We start from the raw sequence: 14,470 nt of genomic DNA on the forward strand, positions 1-14,470 counted from the left end.
GATGACAGCGCCACACGCCAGGGGCCCCGATGTTCGCTGAGCGCCCGCGCGGCGGCGTCGGCGCGTGGCCCCTCATCGCCGCCACGCTGGTCGCCACGATCGTCTGGATGGCGGTCGCCGGGCTGCACTTCGCCTGGGACAGCGCCCTCGTCACCCTCGCGGCCTGCGGCGGGCTCGAGGCCCTGGCGCGGGTCTACCGCACGCGACGCCCCGAGCCGCGCATCGCCGCGACGCTGAGCGCGCTGGCGCAGGTCATCGCCTTCAGCGCCTGCGCGGCCGCGCTGTCGTACACCGTCGCGAGCACCGGCGGCCCACTCTGGGATTCGACCTTCGACGCCTGGGACCGGCGGCTCGGACTGGATTGGCGCGCCTACCTGGCCTTCGTGGACGGCCATCCGCGGCTCGGGCTCGCGCTCTCGCTGGCCTACCGGAGCCTGATCCTGCAGACCATGCTGGCGGTCATCCTGCTGGGCTTCAGCGGCCGGCTGCGGGCCTTGCGGGACTTCGTCCTGGCCTTCGCCCTCGCCGGCACGGTGACGGTCCTGATCTCCGCGCTGACGCCGGCCCTGGCCAACTTCGTGTTCCTGGGCCTGTCCCCGGCGGACTTCCCCAACCTGCACCCGGCCGCGTCCTACGTCCACGTCGCGGACCTGACCGGCCTGCGCGACGGGACGCTCCGGACGATCTCCCTCGACCACGTCGAGGGCATCATCACGTTTCCGAGCTTCCACGCGGCGCTGGGGGCCCTCTACATCTGGGCCTTCTGGCACCTGCGCGCGGCCCGGATCCCGGCCCTCCTCGTCAACGTCCTCCTCATCGCCGCCACGCCGATCGACGGCGGCCACTACTTCGTCGACGTGATCGCCGGGCTGGTCATCGCGGCCCTGGCGATCTGCGCCGCGCGGGCGCTCGGGCGGCGGCGGGCCGCGGACGCGCTCCGCCCCGGAGCGCGCGAGGGCGGACCCGCGCCCGGGCGGGCCTGACGCGCGCGGCCCGCGGGCGCCTCAGAGCGCCTCAGAGCGCCTCGCCCCGCATCAGCCGGGGCCGCGAGTCGCGCGCGGCCGCGGCCTCGCCGATGAAGAAGCGCTTGAGCCCCGGCAGCCTGTCCACGATCCCGAGGCCGAGGTCGCGGGCGAGCCGCAGCGGCAGGGCGTCGTTCGAGAACAGCCGGTTCAGCCCGTCGGTCGCCGCCGCCATGGCGAAGCTGTCGAAGCGCCGGGCGCGCTCGTAGGCGCGCAGCACGTCGGGGCTGCCGGGGTCGAGGCCGAGGCGCAGCGCGCCGGTCACGGATTCGGCCAGCGCCGCGGCGTCCGCGAGCCCGAGATTGAGGCCCTGGCCGGCGATCGGGTGGATCACGTGCGCCGCGTCGCCCAGCAGGGCGAGGCGCTCGGCGCGGAAGGCGCGGGCGATGCCGAAGGCGAGGGGGTGACGGCTGGGGCCGTGCTCCAGCGCGAGCGCGCCGAGATCCAGGGTGAACCGGCGCTCGATCTCGGCGAGCACCTCGTCGGGGCCGCCGGAGAGCAGGGCCTCGGCGTCGTCCGACCGCTCGGTCCAGACGATGGAGGAGCGGTGCCCCAGGGGGCCGCCGTCCCGCAGCGGCAGGATCGCGAACGGGCCCGCGGGCAGGAAGTGCTCGAAGGCGCGGCCTTCGTGCGGCCGGGCGTGGCCGATCGTCGCCACGATCCCGACCTGCGGGTAGGACCAGCCGACCCAGCCGATCCGCGCCGCCTCGCGCAGCCGCGAGCGCGCGCCGTCGGCGGCCACCAGCAGGTCGCCCCGCAGCGTCTCGCCGGTGGTGAGCGCCGCGCGGATCGCGGCCCCCTCCGGCAGCGCGCGCACCACTCCGGCGGCGACGATCGCGACCCCCGCCGCCCGGCAGGCCTCCGCGAGGGCCGCGGCGAGCGGCTCGGCCTCGATCATGTGGGCGAAGGGCTCGCCGTCGTCGCGCTCCGCGTCCGCCTCGCGGCCGAAGGTCAGGAAGACCGGCCGCACCGGGTCGGCGAGGCGGCTGTCGCTAATCACCATCTCGCCGATCGGCTCGGCCGCTTCGGCGACCCGGGCCCACAGGCCGAGGCGCTCCAGCATGCGCCGCCCGCCCGCCGCGAGGGCGTAGGCGCGGCCGCGATGCCGGGCGGGATCGGCGGCGCCCGGGTCGATCACGGTCACGGCCAGCGCCGGCCCGTGGGCCTGCTTCAGGGCGAGGGCCAGGGCGAGGCTGGGCAGGCCGCCGCCGGCGATCAGGAGGCTGCGGCTGCCGGGGCGAGGCGTCTCGGCCGTCATCGGGGCGGATCTCCTAGGGGTCCCGCGCGGGACGCGTGGATTGGTTCGTCCGAAAAGCCTATGTCGCACGCGGGCAACGAACGGAAACCCCGCGGGTCATGACCGACGCCAACACCGACGCGATGACGGACGCCGTCGCCGAGCTGATCGCCATCCTCGACCTGGAGCGCCTGGAGGTCGACCTGTTCCGCGGCCAGAACCCTAAGACAGGCTGGCAGCGCGTCTTCGGCGGGCAGGTGGTGGCGCAGGCGCTGGTCGCCGCGACCCGGACGGTGCCCGACGACCGTCCCGCCCACTCCCTCCACGCCTACTTCATGCTGCCCGGCGACCCGCGCACGCCCATCGTCTACGAGGTCGAGCGGATCCGGGACGGGCGGAGCTTCACGACCCGCCGGGTCAAGGCGATCCAGCACGGGCGCGCGATCTTCGCCACGACGGTCTCCTATCAGGTCGTCGAGGAGGGGCTCACGCACCAGCCGGCGATGCCGGCGGTGGCCGGGCCCGAGGGGCTCCTCGACGGCAAGGCCCTGGCGGCGGCCGGCGGCACCGGGATGCCGGAGGCGATCGCCGCCTATTTCGGCCGCGAGCGGCCGATCGCGCTGCGGCCGGTCGACCTGAACCGCTATCTGCCCGCCGGCGCGGGCGGCCGGGCGCCGGACCCGATCTTCAATGTCTGGCTGCGCGCGGCCTCGGCGCTGCCGGACGATCCGGCACTCCACCGGGCCGTGCTGGCCTACGCGTCCGACATGACCCTCCTCGACGTCTCGCTGATCCCGCACGCGCGCTCGGTGTTCGACCCGACGATCCAGGCCGCGAGCCTCGACCACGCGCTCTGGTTCCACCGGCCCGTGAAGATCGACGACTGGCTGCTCTACGCCCAGGACAGCCCCGTCGCGGGCGGCGCCCGCGGCTTCGCCCGGGGCCAGATCTTCGACCGGGCCGGCAACCTCGTGGCGTCGGTGGCCCAGGAGGGTCTGATCCGCCCGACGCGGGATTAAAACGCGTTGCCGCGCGTGTGTTGCCGACACGCAACGGGGCGAGATGCACGGAATTGGGCAGATTGCCTCGTCTTTGTGCGGCGGCGCGACCAGACCTGCCCGCGATCTGGCTGCATCGGGCTAATCGATGGGCAAAATGGCGACCGGCGAAAATGTTCCCGGCCAAGCTTGTCTGGCATAGTCCTTGAATAGCGGCCTTCGACCGCGGGTCATCCCGAGCCTGCGGACGGTCCGGGTCGGCTCGTCCCGCAGGTCGGGTGACGGCAACGGTTCCCGAGGACTTCGAAGGGGGCGTCGCCCATGAAAATCGTGATGGCCATCATCAAGCCGTTCAAGCTCGAGGAGGTGCGCGACGCGCTCACCGGAATCGGCGTGCACGGCCTGACGGTGACGGAGGTGAAGGGTTATGGCCGCCAGAAGGGCCACACCGAGATCTACCGCGGCGCGGAATACGCCGTCAGCTTCCTGCCGAAGCTGAAGATCGAGGTCGCCGTCGCCTCGGACCTGACGTCCAGCGTGATCGACGCCATCGCGGGGGCCGCGCGGACCGGCCAGATCGGCGACGGCAAGATCTTCGTGATGCCGCTGGAGAAGGCGGTGCGCATCCGGACCGGCGAGACCGACGCCGACGCCCTCTGATCCGCGGCCCGGTGCGCCCGGGCCCGCCGATCCCCAGACCTCCTGAAACACTACGGACTTGAGACCGGGAGCCACGTGCCCATGAAACTTCGTCATGCCCTCATGCTCGGCTTGGGAGGAGCGGCGATCGCCGCCCTCCTGATCGAGCCGTCCCTCGCGCAGACCCCGACACCCGAAGCCGCCTCGCCGCCGCCCTCGCCGATCCCCAACAAGGGCGACACGGCCTGGATGCTGATCTCGTCGGCCCTGGTGCTGATGATGAGCATCCCGGGCCTCGCGCTGTTCTACGGCGGCCTCGTGCGCACCAAGAACATGCTGTCGGTGCTGACCCAGGTGTTCGCGATCGTGTCGATCGTCGGCCTGCTCTGGGTGTTCTACGGCTACAGCCTCGCCTTCACGAGCGGCGGCGGCCTCAACGACTTCATCGGTGGCTTCTCGAAGGCGTTCCTGAAGGGCGTCGACGCGAACTCGACGGTCGCGACCTTCTCGAACGGCGTCGTGATCCCGGAATACGCCTATCTGTGCTTCCAGATGACGTTCGCCATGATCACACCCGCGCTGATCGTCGGCGCCTTCGCCGAGCGGATGAAGTTCTCCGCGCTGGTGGTGTTCACGATCCTCTGGGTCACGATCATCTACTTCCCGATGGCCCACATGGTCTGGTACTGGGCCGGCCCGGACGCCGTCGGCAACGCCGCGAAGGCGCTGGCCGCCGCCACCGACGACGCCTCGAAGGCGACCGCCCAGGCGGCCCTCGACGCGGTCAACAAGGATGCCGGCTTCCTCTTCCAGAAGGGCGCCCTCGACTTCGCGGGCGGCACGGTCGTGCACATCAACGCGGGCATCGCCGGCTTCGTCGGCTGCCTGATCATGGGCAAGCGCATCGGCTACGGCCGCGACCTGCTCGCCCCGCACTCCCTGACCATGACGATGATCGGCGCCTCGCTGCTGTGGGTCGGCTGGTTCGGCTTCAACGCCGGCTCGAACCTCGAGTCCAACGGCACCGCCGCCCTCGCCATGCTCAACACCTTCGTGGCGACCTGCGGCGCCGCGGTGGCGTGGCTGTTCGCCGAGTGGGCCCTCAAGGGCAAGCCGTCCCTGCTCGGCATGCTGTCGGGCGCCGTCGCCGGCCTCGTCGCGGTCACCCCGGCCTCCGGCTTCGCCGGCCCGATGGGCTCGATCGTGCTCGGCCTCGTCGCCGGCGTGGTCTGCTTCGTGATGTGCTCCACCGTGAAGAACGCGCTGGGCTACGACGACTCGCTGGACGTCTTCGGCGTCCACTGCATCGGCGGCATCCTCGGCGCGCTGGCAACCGGCATCCTGGTCGACCCGAACCTCGGCGGCGTCGGCATCCCCGATTACACCTCGAAGCCGGGCGAGCTCGCCGTCGGTGCCTACGACATGATGAGCCAGCTCATCGTCCAGGCCGAGGCGGTCGGCCTGACGCTCCTGTGGTCGGGCATCGGCTCGGCGATCCTCTACAAGCTCGTCGACGTGACGATCGGCCTGCGCGTCACGCAGGAGGAGGAGCGCGAGGGTCTCGACATCGCCGATCACGGCGAGCGCGCCTACAACTACTGAGACGGACGGCGCGGCCCCGCGGGGCCGCGTCTCCCGAACGAGAAAACCCCGGCTCCGTGAGGACCGGGGTTTTCTGTCGCGTCAGGCCGTCATCGCGAGCGCAGCGAAGCGACCTAGGGCAGCGCTGCGGTCGGAATCGGAGCGAAGCCCTGGATTGCTTCGCTCCGCTCGCAAAGACGATGCGGGGCGGCGATCGGGCATCGACCCCGAAGCATTTACGCCGCCCGCGTCAGCGCCGCCTTCTCCTCCGCGAAGGCCCAGTCGAGCCAGGGCGTCAGCGCTTCCAGATCCGAGGTCTCCACGGTGGCTCCGCACCAGATCCGCAGGCCCGCCGGCGCGTCGCGATAGGCGCCGATGTCGAGGGCGACACCCTCGCGGTCGAGGCGCTCGACGATCCCCGCCGCGAAGGCCGAGACCGCCGCGTCGCCGCGGGCGAGCACGTCCGGATCGGCGATCACGAGGCAGACGCCCGTGTTCGAGTAGGTGGCGGGATCGGCGGCCAGCGGCGCGATCCAGGGCGTGCGCGCGACCCAGTCGTAGACGACCTTCGCGTTGGCGTCGGCCCGCGCGTGCAGCGCCTTCAGGCCGCCGATCCGCTCGGCCCAGTCCAGGGTGTCGAGGTAGTCCTCGACGGCCAGCATCGAGGGCGTGTTGATCGTGTCGCCCTTGAAGATGCCCTCGATCAGCTTGCCGTCCTTGGTGAGGCGGAAGATCTTCGGCAGCGGCCAGGACGGCGTGTGGCTCTCCAGCCGCGCCACGGCGCGGGGCGAGAGGATCAGCATGCCGTGCGCCGCCTCGCCGCCCATCACCTTCTGCCAGGAGAAGGTCACGACATCGAGCTTGTCCCAGGGCAGGGGTTGGGCGAAGGCCGCCGAGGTCGCGTCGCAGATCGTCAGGCCCTCGCGGTCGGCCGCGATCCAGTTGCCGTCCGGCACCTTCACGCCGGCCGCGGTGCCGTTCCAGGTGAAGACCACGTCGCTGTTCTTCGTGTCGATCGCCGCGAGGTCCGGCAGGATCCCGTAGGGCGTCTGGTGAATGCGCGGCGCGATCTTGAGCTGCTTCAACGCGTCCGTGACCCACTCCTTGCCGAACGCCTCCCAGGCGGCGACCTCGACGGGTTTCGGCCCGAGCATCGTCCACATGGCCATCTCGACGGCGCCGGTGTCGGAGGCCGGCACGATGCCGATCCGGTAGTCGGACGGCACCTGCAGGACCGTGCGGGTCAGGTCGATCGCCCGGCCGAGCTTGGCCTTGCCGAGGGGGGAGCGGTGCGACCGGCCGAGGGCGGCGTCGGCCAGCGCGGCCGGGGTCCAGCCGGGGCGCTTGGCGCAGGGGCCGGAGGAGAAGTGGGGCACGCGCGGGCGCTGCGTGGGGCGGCTGGTCATGGCGGATCCATCCTTGCAGAGGGCCGCGCTCCCGGGGGAGGCGCGTCCCGGCTCGCGCATGCGCCGAAACCGGCCGGCTTGCAAGCGCCCGTCCCGGCGGCAGTCTTCGCGGCGCTGCCCCCGGTCGGGACACGGCCCCGGGCGGCGGGGAACAGTCGATTAATCCCGGCCCGTTAGCCTTAATGAGGTGCCGCGTAGCGTTTGAGGTGCGCCGATGACTTTCCACAGCGCCGCGATATTGGCGGTCTGGTCCGTTCTACTCTTGGTTATTGGGGCCTTAATTCCCCGCCTCCTGCAGGCGAGCCGGACACCGCGGCTGGTGCCGCAGCCGCTGCGGCTCGACCCGCCGGATTACGACCGCGACGGCCCGGTGATCGACCTCGAGCCGGCCTGACCGGGGCTGCCCCCGGGGCGCAGGTCCGGGCGCCGCTCGGCGGTGATCCGCTCGGCCTCCGCCCGCCGCCAGCGGGCGATGGCGGCGTGGTTGCCGCCGGAGAGGACGTCCGGGATCGCGCGGCCCTCCCAGTCGCGGGGGCGCGTGTAGTGCGGGTACTCGAGGAGCCCGCCCTCGAAGCTCTCCTCGACGCCGGATTCCACCTTGCCCATCACGCCGGGCAGGAGGCGCACGCAGGCGTCCAGAACCACCAGCGCGGCGATCTCGCCGCCGGACAGCACGTAGTCGCCGATCGAGACCTCCTCCAGGCCGCGCCCGGCGATGACGCGCTCGTCGACGCCCTCGAAGCGGCCGCAGACGATCAGCGCGCCCGGTCCCGCCGCGAGGTCGCGCACGCGCGCCTGGGTGAGCGGCCGGCCGCGGGGCGACATCAGCAGGCGCGGGCGCGGGTCGACGGCCCCGGTTGCGGCGTCGAGGGTCGCGGCGTCGATGGCGGCGCCGAGCACGTCGCAGCGCAGGACCATCCCGGCCCCGCCGCCGGCCGGCGTGTCGTCCACCGAGCGGTGGCGGCCGAGGCCGTGCGCGCGGATGTTGCGGGCCTCCAGGGTCCAGTCGCCCCGCGCCAGGGCGTCGCCCGACAGGGACACGCCCAGCGGGCCCGGGAACATCTCCGGGTAGAGGGTGAGGATCGTGGCCCGCCAGGGCGTGTCCGCGCGCGTCATGGCGCTTGATGGCGCGCGGGGTGCGGCACGGTCAACGGGCCCGGCACCGCCGGCGCGCCCCGCGGGTTGTCGGCCATGATCCGCGCCCTCGCCCTCCTCGCCGCCGCCACTGCCGCCCTGGCCGGCCCGGCCCGCGCCGCCGAGCCGCTGGCGCCCCCGGGCGCGCCCGCCGCCGCCTTCCCCGGGCCCGACCGGCCGGTGGCCGAGATCGTCGCGCCGCGCTGGTCCTCGGAGGCCGAGCGCGACAGGGCGGGCGAGTTCGCGCAGGTGGCCGAGGGGATTGGCATCGCGCCCGGCGAGACGGTGGCGGATATCGGCGCCGGCAGCGGCTACTACGCGGTGCGGTTGAGCGCGCGGGTCGGGCCGCGGGGCCGCGTGCTCGCCGAGGACGTGACGCCGTCCTACCTGGCGGCCTTAGAGAAGCGGGTGAAGGCGCTCGGGAACGTCACGGTCGTGCGCGGCGAGCCGCACGACCCGCGCCTGCCCCCGGCCTCGGTGGACGCGGCGATCCTCGTCCACATGTACCACGAGATCACCCAGCCCTTCGGCCTGCTCCACAACCTCGCCGCCGCGATGCGCCCGGGCGGCCGGGTCGGGATCGTCGACGCCGACGCGATCCCGTCGCGGCACGGCACGCCGCCGGCGCTCCTGCGCTGCGAGCTCGCCGCCGCGGGCTACCGGGAGACCGGCTTCCGGCCGCTCGCTGACGGGGCCTACCTGGCAATCTTCGCGGCCCCCGCCCCGGAGGCGCGCCCGCGGCCGGAGACGGTCCGGCCCTGCCGGGACGACGCGACGGCGCGGTAGCGGCGCCTCAGGAGCGCCAGCGCAGCTCGCGGCGCTCCAGCGGGTTGACGAACGGGCGCCCGTCGCGGGCCGCTTCCAGGGCCTCGCGCTTCAGCCGGAAATACCATTGCGAGGGCAGGTCGCCCTGGCCGAACAGCACCATGGTGGGCTTGCGGTCGAGCCCGTCCTGCGCGTGCTGGAGCACCTGCTGGTCCTGGGTCAGGAACTGCCGCATCAGCGGGCGCGCGATCGGCTTCAGCAGGTTCAGGGCCGGCATGCTCCAGTAGAGCGCGTTCGTGAGCAGCGTCCGGTCCGGCGTCAGCGGCGTCGCGAAGGTGTAGTTCGCGACCCGCTTCGCGCCCGCGCGGATGCGCTCCAGGCGCACGCCGGGCAGGCGGAACTCGATCTCGACCTCGGGGACGCCGCCGAGCAGGCGGTAGACCGGCGAGCTCGTCGTGGTCGCGTGGCTGGTCATCACGAAGCCGTGGGGCACCGGCTGGAAGGTCTTCACCTTCTCGCGGAGCTGCTTCGAGGGTCGGAACCACCACGAATCGTGGACGAAGGCGACGTGCCCGGGATCGACGAGGCTCAGCGTCGTCAGGTCGAAGGAGGCCTCGACCTCCAGCTCGACCACGAGGGAGCCGGCCGGCTCGAAATCCAGCGCCGGCACCTCCGGTACCGCGCCGGCGGCAGGGCCGAGATGCGGGTTGACCCAGAGGAAGCCGGCGCTCTCCCGGACGGGGAAGCGCTGCACCTGGATGCGCGAGAAGTCGGCGGCGTCGTGCTCCGACAGGGTCGGGACGTCGCGGCAGCGCCCGTCGGTGCCGAAGCGCCAGCCGTGGAACGGGCACATCAGGGTGTCGCCGTCGAAGCGGCCCTTCGACAGGGCCATGCCGCGGTGGGGGCAGCGGTCGCGCAGCGCGAAGGGCGCGCCGTCGGGGGCGCGGCCCAGCACGATCTGCTCGCCGTTCAGCGCCACGGCCCGCAGGGCCGACCGGCCGCCCGCCCTGCCGAGGCTCCGGGACTGCCCGACGCAGTACCACGCGTTGCCGAGCGGCTGGCGCATCGCGTCGGGATCGAGCGCGGCCTCGTCGGCGGGGCGCGGCGGGTTGGCGAAGGGCGCGTTCAAGGCGGTTCGGGCAGACCTCGGGGCGCCCGTCATACGCCCGGCCGCCGGGACGGGGAAGCGCCGCGCCGGGGAGGACAAACGGGCGCAGGCACGGGGCTTCACAAGCCGGGCGCGGCCACCTACCTTCGCCTCACCCGCAACCAACGAAAGGAGGTGATCCAGTGTCTCATTGTCATCAGCCGTGTGTCTCGGCTCATCGGACCTGGACCGTCGCCTCCGGCGCGTCGCTCTAAGACGCGTCAGAGACCCGATCTCGGGACAGTTCCGCCGGACAACACGGTTCGGCAATGGAAGGGCCACCCTCTCGGGTGGCCCTTCGGCGTTTCAGGGTCCGGACACGCGGTCGGCGCCGCTCAGCGCCGCTGGGACTGGAACAGCGGTTGGGCCAGCGCCTCGGTCCGGGCGCGCCACAGGTCCCGCTCCTCGCGCAGGGCGTCGCGCTCGCCGGCCAGGGTCAGCCGCTCGGCCCGCAGGGCGTCCCGCTCGGCGATCGCCCGGTCGCGCTCGGCGCGCAGCTCCTCGCGCTCGGCCCGGAAGCGTTCCCGCTCGCCGCGGAACTCCTCGCGCTCGACGCGGACGTCCTCCTGCTCGGCCCGGAGATCCTCCAGGGAGCCGATCTCGTCGCGGATATGCTCGCGGAGCGTCCGGATCTCGTCGGCCAGGATGGCCTGCAGCTCGTCCTGGCGCTCGGCCTCGACGCGGAGCCGGGCCTTCAGCATCAGGTTCTCGGCCATCAGCTCGGCGATGTCGGGATCCTCGGCCGCGGCCCGCGGCGCCTCGGGGGCCGGGACGACGCGGGGCGACCACGCCGTCTCCCCGCCGCGCGGCCGCTTCGCCTCGGGCAGGGTCTCCTCGGGCCGGGCGTCGCCGCGGGCCTCGGCCGGCGCCTGGGCCTTCATCGCCGTCAGCCAGTCGCGGAGCGGACCGGTCGCGGGAAAGCTGCCGGACTCGGTCGGCGAGTGAGAGCGGGCGGGTTCCGACATCGGCGGGCGTCCTGATCGAATATGGCCCGAAGACAATCCCAACATGCTTAACGATCGGTAAAGGTTAACACCGATCGGCGGCCCGTTTCGGCACCGCCGCGGCGCCAGGCCGGCCGAAAAATTGACTTTCCGGCCGGCTGCCGCTACGCCCCGGCCTCCCGATCCGTAGCAGATCGACCGATGCCAAGCCGACCGGTCCCGCGAGGCCGGAGGTCAACGCCCGACAGCGCGTCCGCGCCCTCGGGCGCGATGGGCGTTGGCCGATATGCGAGGACGGGATCCGCCGGCCGAGGCACCCGCATGACGCGAGATCAAGAAGCGTTGAAGATCGAGGACGCGATCAACGAGACCTGCCCGTGGTCGGGCAAGCCGATCTCGGCGGACTCGCTGACGCTCTACAACGGCGCCGTGGTGGGCTTCTGCAACCCGGACTGCCGGGACAAGTTCGCCAAGGCCGTGCGCGGCTTCGAGGCCGCCCTCCAGGCGCGCCGCGTCGAGCGCGCCGGGCTCGAGCAGTAACGGCGGGGCGTCAGGAACATGTTCGAAGGCCTGTCCGACCGCCTCTCCGGCATCCTCTCGGGGCTCACCCGTCGCGGTGCCCTGACCGAGGCCGACGTCACCGCCGCCATGCGCGAGGTGCGCCGCGCCCTGCTGGAGGCCGACGTCGCCCTCGAGGTGGTCCGCGGCTTCACCGACCGGGTGAAGGAGAAGGCCGTCGGCGCCGTCGTGCTCAAGTCGGTGACGCCCGGCCAGATGGTCGTGAAGATCGTCAACGACGAGCTCGTCGCGATGCTCGGCACCGACGCCGAGACCGTCGACTTGAATGCCCCCGCCCCGGTGCCGATCCTGATGGTCGGCCTGCAGGGCTCGGGCAAGACCACGACCACCGCCAAGATCGCCCGGCGCCTCTCCGACCGCGAGAAGCGCAAGGTCCTGCTCGCCTCGCTCGACACCCGCCGCCCGGCCGCCATGGAGCAGCTCGCGGTGCTGGCCAAGCAGGTCGGCGTGGAGAGCCTGCCGATCATCGCCGGCCAGTCGGCGGTGCAGATCGCCAAGCGCGCCATGGACGCGGCCCGCCTCGGCGGCTTCGACGTGGTGATGCTCGACACCGCCGGCCGCACCACGGTGGACGAGGGCCTGATGGCCGAGGCCGCCGAGGTGAAGGCCGCGACGAGGCCCCACGAGGTGCTGCTCGTCGCCGACGCGCTCACCGGCCAGGACGCGGTCAATACCGCCCGCGCCTTCGACCAGCGGCTCGGCGTCACCGGCATCGTGCTGACCCGCATGGACGGCGATTCCCGCGGCGGCGCGGCGCTGTCGATGCGCGCCGTCACCGGCAAGCCGATCAAGCTCGTCGGCGTCGGCGAGAAGGTCGACGCGCTGGAGGAGTTCCACCCGGCCCGCGTGGCCAACCGCATCCTCGGCATGGGCGACATCGTCTCGCTCGTCGAGAAGGCCGCCGAGACCATCGACCACGAGCAGGCGCTCCGCACCGCGGAGAAGATGCGCAAGGGCAAGTTCGACCTGGAGGATCTCTCCATGCAGCTCGCCCAGATGGAGAAGATGGGCGGCATCGGCGGCCTGATGGGCATGCTGCCCGGGATGGGCCAGATCAAGAAGCAGGTCGAGGGCGCCAACCTCGACGAGAAGATGTTCAAGCGCCAGCGGGCGATCATCTCGTCGATGACCCCGCAGGAGCGGAAGAACCCCGACCTCCTCAAGAACAGCCGCAAGAAGCGCATCGCGGCGGGCTCGGGGGTCGACGTCTCGGAGATCAACAAGCTCCTGAAGATGCACCGGACCATGGCCGACATGATGAAGGCGATGGGCCAGGGCAAGCGCGGGATCGGGCAGGCGCTCGGCTCGATGTTCGGCCTGGGCGGCGGCGGGATGGGCGGTGGCATGGGCGGTGGAATGCCCGGCCTCCCGCCCGGCATGCCGGAGCCGACGCCGGAGCAGATCGCGCAGCTCGAGAAGCAGTTCGGCGGCAAGCTGCCGCCGATGCCGCCGGGCCTGGGCGGGGGCGGGATGCCCAAGCTTCCCGGACTTCCGGGCCTCGGCGGTCCGAAGCTGCCGGGTCTCGGTGGGTTCATGCCGGGGAAGAAGAAATGAGCGTGCTCGCGGCCCAGGCCGTCGATCCCGAACTCGCGCGCCTGCGGGACAGCATCGACAACTTCGATGCGGCGCTGATCCACCTCCTCGCCGAGCGATTCCGCTGCACGCAGCGGGTCGGCGAGCTCAAGGCCCGAAAGGGGATCCCCCCTTCCGATCCGGACCGGGAGGCCCGTCAGGTCGCCCGGCTCCGCAAGCTCGCGGTCGAGGCCAAGCTCGACCCCGACTTCGCCGAGAAGTTTCTGGCCTTCGTGGTCAAGGAAGTCATTCGGCACCACCAGTCGATCAAGGCGGACCACGAGTCCCAGATCGAGCAACAGCGAAAGTAGTCAGACCATGGCCCTCAAGATCCGTCTCACCCGCGGCGGCGCCAAGAAGCGCCCCTACTACCGCATCGTCGTCGCCGACGCCCGCGCCCCGCGCGACGGCCGCTTCATCGACAAGGTCGGCGCCTACGACCCGATGAAGGCCAAGGACGATCCGGCCCGCATCGTGCTCGACAACGAGAAGATCCAGAGCTGGCTCGCCAAGGGTGCGCAGCCGACCGACCGCGTCCTGCGCTTTCTCGACCAGGCCGGTCTCGCCAAGCGCCCGACCCGCAACAACCCGCAGAAGGCCGAGCCGGGCGAGAAGGCCAAGGAGCGCGCCGCCAAGCGCGCCGAGAAGGCCGCCGCTCCCGCCGAGGACGCCGCCGCGTAAGGCGCACCGGTCATGGCGCGCCGCCCCGCAGGTCCCACCTCCCGCGACGGCGGCCGCCGAGGCCGCACGAGCTCGGCGATCGGCAAGATCGCGCCCGACGCGGCGACCTCGCCCAAGGCGCCGGCCCCCAAGCCGGCGCCCCGGCCCGCACCGCCCGATCCGAACCTCGTCCTGCTGGGCGAGTTCGGGCGGGCGCACGGCCTCACCGGCGAGGTCCGGCTCAAATCCTACACCGGCGATCCGCAGGCGATCGCCGGCTACGGAACGCTCCAGACGGCCGACGGCCGGACGCTGACGCTCGCCGACGTGCGTCCCGCCCCCGGCCCGTCGCCCGACATGCTGATCGCCCGGGTCAAGGGCGTCTCGGGCCGCAGCGCCGCGGAGGCGCTCAACCGCGTCGCCCTGTACGTTCCGCGCGACCGTCTGGCCGCGCCCGAGGACGACGACGAGGTCTACGCCGCCGACCTGATCGGCGCCGCGGCGGTGGACGAGGCCGGGACCCTCGTCGGGACGATCGTGGCCGTGCCGAATTACGGCGGCGGCGACCTCCTGGAACTGCGCTCACCGAACGGCGGCGCCACCGCGCTCCTGCCCTTCACGAAGGCCTTCGTGCCGGTCCTCGACGTGGCGCAGCGCCGCGTCACCGTCGTCGCGCCGGAGGACCTGTTCGCGGCGCCGGGTGAGAAGCCCGCCGACGATCCGGGCTAGGGACGGCGGTCGGTCCGCGCGCCGGCGGCGCGTCCGGAGGCCGGGCGGCGCCCTGGC

Annotated in this window: 15 protein-coding genes; 10 read left to right on the top strand and 5 right to left on the bottom strand. The window is 72.7% G+C overall.

The window, feature by feature from the left end:
* Positions 1-29: 29 nt before the first annotated feature.
* On the top strand, positions 30-983 hold the full coding sequence (locus tag ASG32_RS11820) for a phosphatase PAP2 family protein (RefSeq protein WP_056525957.1): 954 nt from the start codon (positions 30-32) through the stop codon (positions 981-983).
* A gap of 31 nt (positions 984-1,014) precedes the next feature.
* On the opposite strand, the gene ASG32_RS11825 is transcribed toward ASG32_RS11820, so the two are convergent.
* A complete protein-coding gene (locus ASG32_RS11825) occupies positions 1,015-2,280 on the bottom strand; it encodes an FAD-dependent monooxygenase (protein WP_056525960.1) in 1,266 nt (421 codons plus the stop codon).
* 98 nt (positions 2,281-2,378) lie between these two features.
* Between ASG32_RS11825 and tesB the strand changes: the two genes are divergently transcribed.
* The 3 genes from tesB to ASG32_RS11840 all read left to right on the top strand — a co-directional run bounded on the left by tesB (position 2,379) and on the right by ASG32_RS11840 (position 5,498).
* Positions 2,379-3,278, top strand: coding sequence for an acyl-CoA thioesterase II (gene tesB / locus ASG32_RS11830; RefSeq protein ID WP_082557834.1), 900 nt, complete (start codon positions 2,379-2,381; stop codon positions 3,276-3,278).
* Positions 3,279-3,578: 300 nt separating this feature from the next.
* Complete coding sequence (locus ASG32_RS11835; RefSeq protein ID WP_010683623.1) at positions 3,579-3,917, top strand: P-II family nitrogen regulator; 339 nt, start codon at positions 3,579-3,581, stop codon at positions 3,915-3,917.
* An 81-nt stretch (positions 3,918-3,998) separates the two neighbouring features.
* The gene (locus ASG32_RS11840) at positions 3,999-5,498 is read left to right on the top strand and encodes an ammonium transporter (RefSeq protein WP_056525963.1); all 1,500 of its coding nucleotides are present in this window, start codon (positions 3,999-4,001) and stop codon (positions 5,496-5,498) included.
* 215 nt (positions 5,499-5,713) lie between these two features.
* Here the strand turns inward: ASG32_RS11840 and ASG32_RS11845 are convergent, their stop codons facing one another.
* Both ASG32_RS11845 and trmD read right to left on the bottom strand, forming a co-directional pair.
* Positions 5,714-6,883 carry a phosphoserine transaminase gene (locus ASG32_RS11845; RefSeq protein ID WP_056525967.1) on the bottom strand — a complete coding sequence of 390 codons (1,170 nt, stop codon included), beginning with the start codon at positions 6,881-6,883 and terminating at the stop codon, positions 5,714-5,716.
* A 351-nt stretch (positions 6,884-7,234) separates the two neighbouring features.
* Positions 7,235-7,999, bottom strand: coding sequence for a tRNA (guanosine(37)-N1)-methyltransferase TrmD (gene trmD, locus ASG32_RS11855; RefSeq protein WP_056525970.1), 765 nt, complete (start codon positions 7,997-7,999; stop codon positions 7,235-7,237).
* 75 nt (positions 8,000-8,074) lie between these two features.
* Between trmD and ASG32_RS11860 the strand changes: the two genes are divergently transcribed.
* Entirely contained in the window at positions 8,075-8,803 is a 729-nt protein-coding gene (locus tag ASG32_RS11860) for a methyltransferase domain-containing protein (protein WP_056525973.1), read from the top strand.
* Positions 8,804-8,810: 7 nt separating this feature from the next.
* Here ASG32_RS11860 and ASG32_RS11865 read toward each other — a convergent pair whose 3' ends face one another.
* Together ASG32_RS11865 and ASG32_RS11870 are read right to left on the bottom strand one after the other, a co-directional pair.
* The gene (locus ASG32_RS11865; protein ID WP_056525976.1) at positions 8,811-9,944 is read right to left on the bottom strand and encodes an aromatic ring-hydroxylating dioxygenase subunit alpha; all 1,134 of its coding nucleotides are present in this window, start codon (positions 9,942-9,944) and stop codon (positions 8,811-8,813) included.
* A 320-nt stretch (positions 9,945-10,264) separates the two neighbouring features.
* Positions 10,265-10,894 carry a hypothetical protein gene (locus ASG32_RS11870; RefSeq protein ID WP_056525979.1) on the bottom strand — a complete coding sequence of 210 codons (630 nt, stop codon included), beginning with the start codon at positions 10,892-10,894 and terminating at the stop codon, positions 10,265-10,267.
* A gap of 300 nt (positions 10,895-11,194) precedes the next feature.
* On the opposite strand from ASG32_RS11870, the gene ASG32_RS11875 reads away from it, so the two are divergent.
* From ASG32_RS11875 to rimM, 5 genes are read left to right on the top strand one after another with little or no spacing between them, the layout of a single operon-like run.
* Positions 11,195-11,413 (top strand): glutathione S-transferase, encoded by a 219-nt coding sequence (locus tag ASG32_RS11875; RefSeq protein WP_026604841.1) that lies wholly within the window; start codon positions 11,195-11,197, stop codon positions 11,411-11,413.
* An 18-nt stretch (positions 11,414-11,431) separates the two neighbouring features.
* On the top strand, positions 11,432-13,006 hold the full coding sequence (gene ffh, locus ASG32_RS11880; protein ID WP_056525982.1) for a signal recognition particle protein: 1,575 nt from the start codon (positions 11,432-11,434) through the stop codon (positions 13,004-13,006).
* The gene (locus tag ASG32_RS11885) at positions 13,003-13,335 is read left to right on the top strand and encodes a chorismate mutase (RefSeq protein WP_012320554.1); all 333 of its coding nucleotides are present in this window, start codon (positions 13,003-13,005) and stop codon (positions 13,333-13,335) included. The genes ffh and ASG32_RS11885 overlap by 4 nt, the downstream gene beginning before the upstream one ends.
* A 7-nt stretch (positions 13,336-13,342) precedes the next feature.
* Positions 13,343-13,705, top strand: a complete 363-nt coding sequence (gene rpsP / locus ASG32_RS11890) for a 30S ribosomal protein S16 (RefSeq protein ID WP_020092607.1) — start codon at positions 13,343-13,345, stop codon at positions 13,703-13,705.
* A 12-nt stretch (positions 13,706-13,717) separates the two neighbouring features.
* Positions 13,718-14,413 (top strand): ribosome maturation factor RimM, encoded by a 696-nt coding sequence (gene rimM / locus ASG32_RS11895; RefSeq protein WP_056525985.1) that lies wholly within the window; start codon positions 13,718-13,720, stop codon positions 14,411-14,413.
* Positions 14,414-14,470 lie beyond the last annotated feature (57 nt).

Source organism: Methylobacterium sp. Leaf361 (genome assembly GCF_001424445.1).
Taxonomy (GTDB): Bacteria; Pseudomonadota; Alphaproteobacteria; order Rhizobiales; family Beijerinckiaceae; genus Methylobacterium.

What these genes read in the sequence shown, in the direction of transcription:
- ASG32_RS11820 (WP_056525957.1), top strand. Translation starts at nt 30, where the DNA reads ATGTTCGCTGAGCGCCCGCGCGGCGGCGTCGGCGCGTGGCCCCTCATC.
- ASG32_RS11825 (WP_056525960.1), bottom strand. Translation starts at nt 2,280, where the DNA reads ATGACGGCCGAGACGCCTCGCCCCGGCAGCCGCAGCCTCCTGATCGCC.
- tesB (WP_082557834.1), top strand. Translation starts at nt 2,379, where the DNA reads ATGACCGACGCCAACACCGACGCGATGACGGACGCCGTCGCCGAGCTG.
- ASG32_RS11835 (WP_010683623.1), top strand. Translation starts at nt 3,579, where the DNA reads ATGAAAATCGTGATGGCCATCATCAAGCCGTTCAAGCTCGAGGAGGTG.
- ASG32_RS11840 (WP_056525963.1), top strand. Translation starts at nt 3,999, where the DNA reads ATGAAACTTCGTCATGCCCTCATGCTCGGCTTGGGAGGAGCGGCGATC.
- ASG32_RS11845 (WP_056525967.1), bottom strand. Translation starts at nt 6,883, where the DNA reads ATGACCAGCCGCCCCACGCAGCGCCCGCGCGTGCCCCACTTCTCCTCC.
- trmD (WP_056525970.1), bottom strand. Translation starts at nt 7,999, where the DNA reads ATGACGCGCGCGGACACGCCCTGGCGGGCCACGATCCTCACCCTCTAC.
- ASG32_RS11860 (WP_056525973.1), top strand. Translation starts at nt 8,075, where the DNA reads ATGATCCGCGCCCTCGCCCTCCTCGCCGCCGCCACTGCCGCCCTGGCC.
- ASG32_RS11865 (WP_056525976.1), bottom strand. Translation starts at nt 9,944, where the DNA reads ATGACGGGCGCCCCGAGGTCTGCCCGAACCGCCTTGAACGCGCCCTTC.
- ASG32_RS11870 (WP_056525979.1), bottom strand. Translation starts at nt 10,894, where the DNA reads ATGTCGGAACCCGCCCGCTCTCACTCGCCGACCGAGTCCGGCAGCTTT.
- ASG32_RS11875 (WP_026604841.1), top strand. Translation starts at nt 11,195, where the DNA reads ATGACGCGAGATCAAGAAGCGTTGAAGATCGAGGACGCGATCAACGAG.
- ffh (WP_056525982.1), top strand. Translation starts at nt 11,432, where the DNA reads ATGTTCGAAGGCCTGTCCGACCGCCTCTCCGGCATCCTCTCGGGGCTC.
- ASG32_RS11885 (WP_012320554.1), top strand. Translation starts at nt 13,003, where the DNA reads ATGAGCGTGCTCGCGGCCCAGGCCGTCGATCCCGAACTCGCGCGCCTG.
- rpsP (WP_020092607.1), top strand. Translation starts at nt 13,343, where the DNA reads ATGGCCCTCAAGATCCGTCTCACCCGCGGCGGCGCCAAGAAGCGCCCC.
- rimM (WP_056525985.1), top strand. Translation starts at nt 13,718, where the DNA reads ATGGCGCGCCGCCCCGCAGGTCCCACCTCCCGCGACGGCGGCCGCCGA.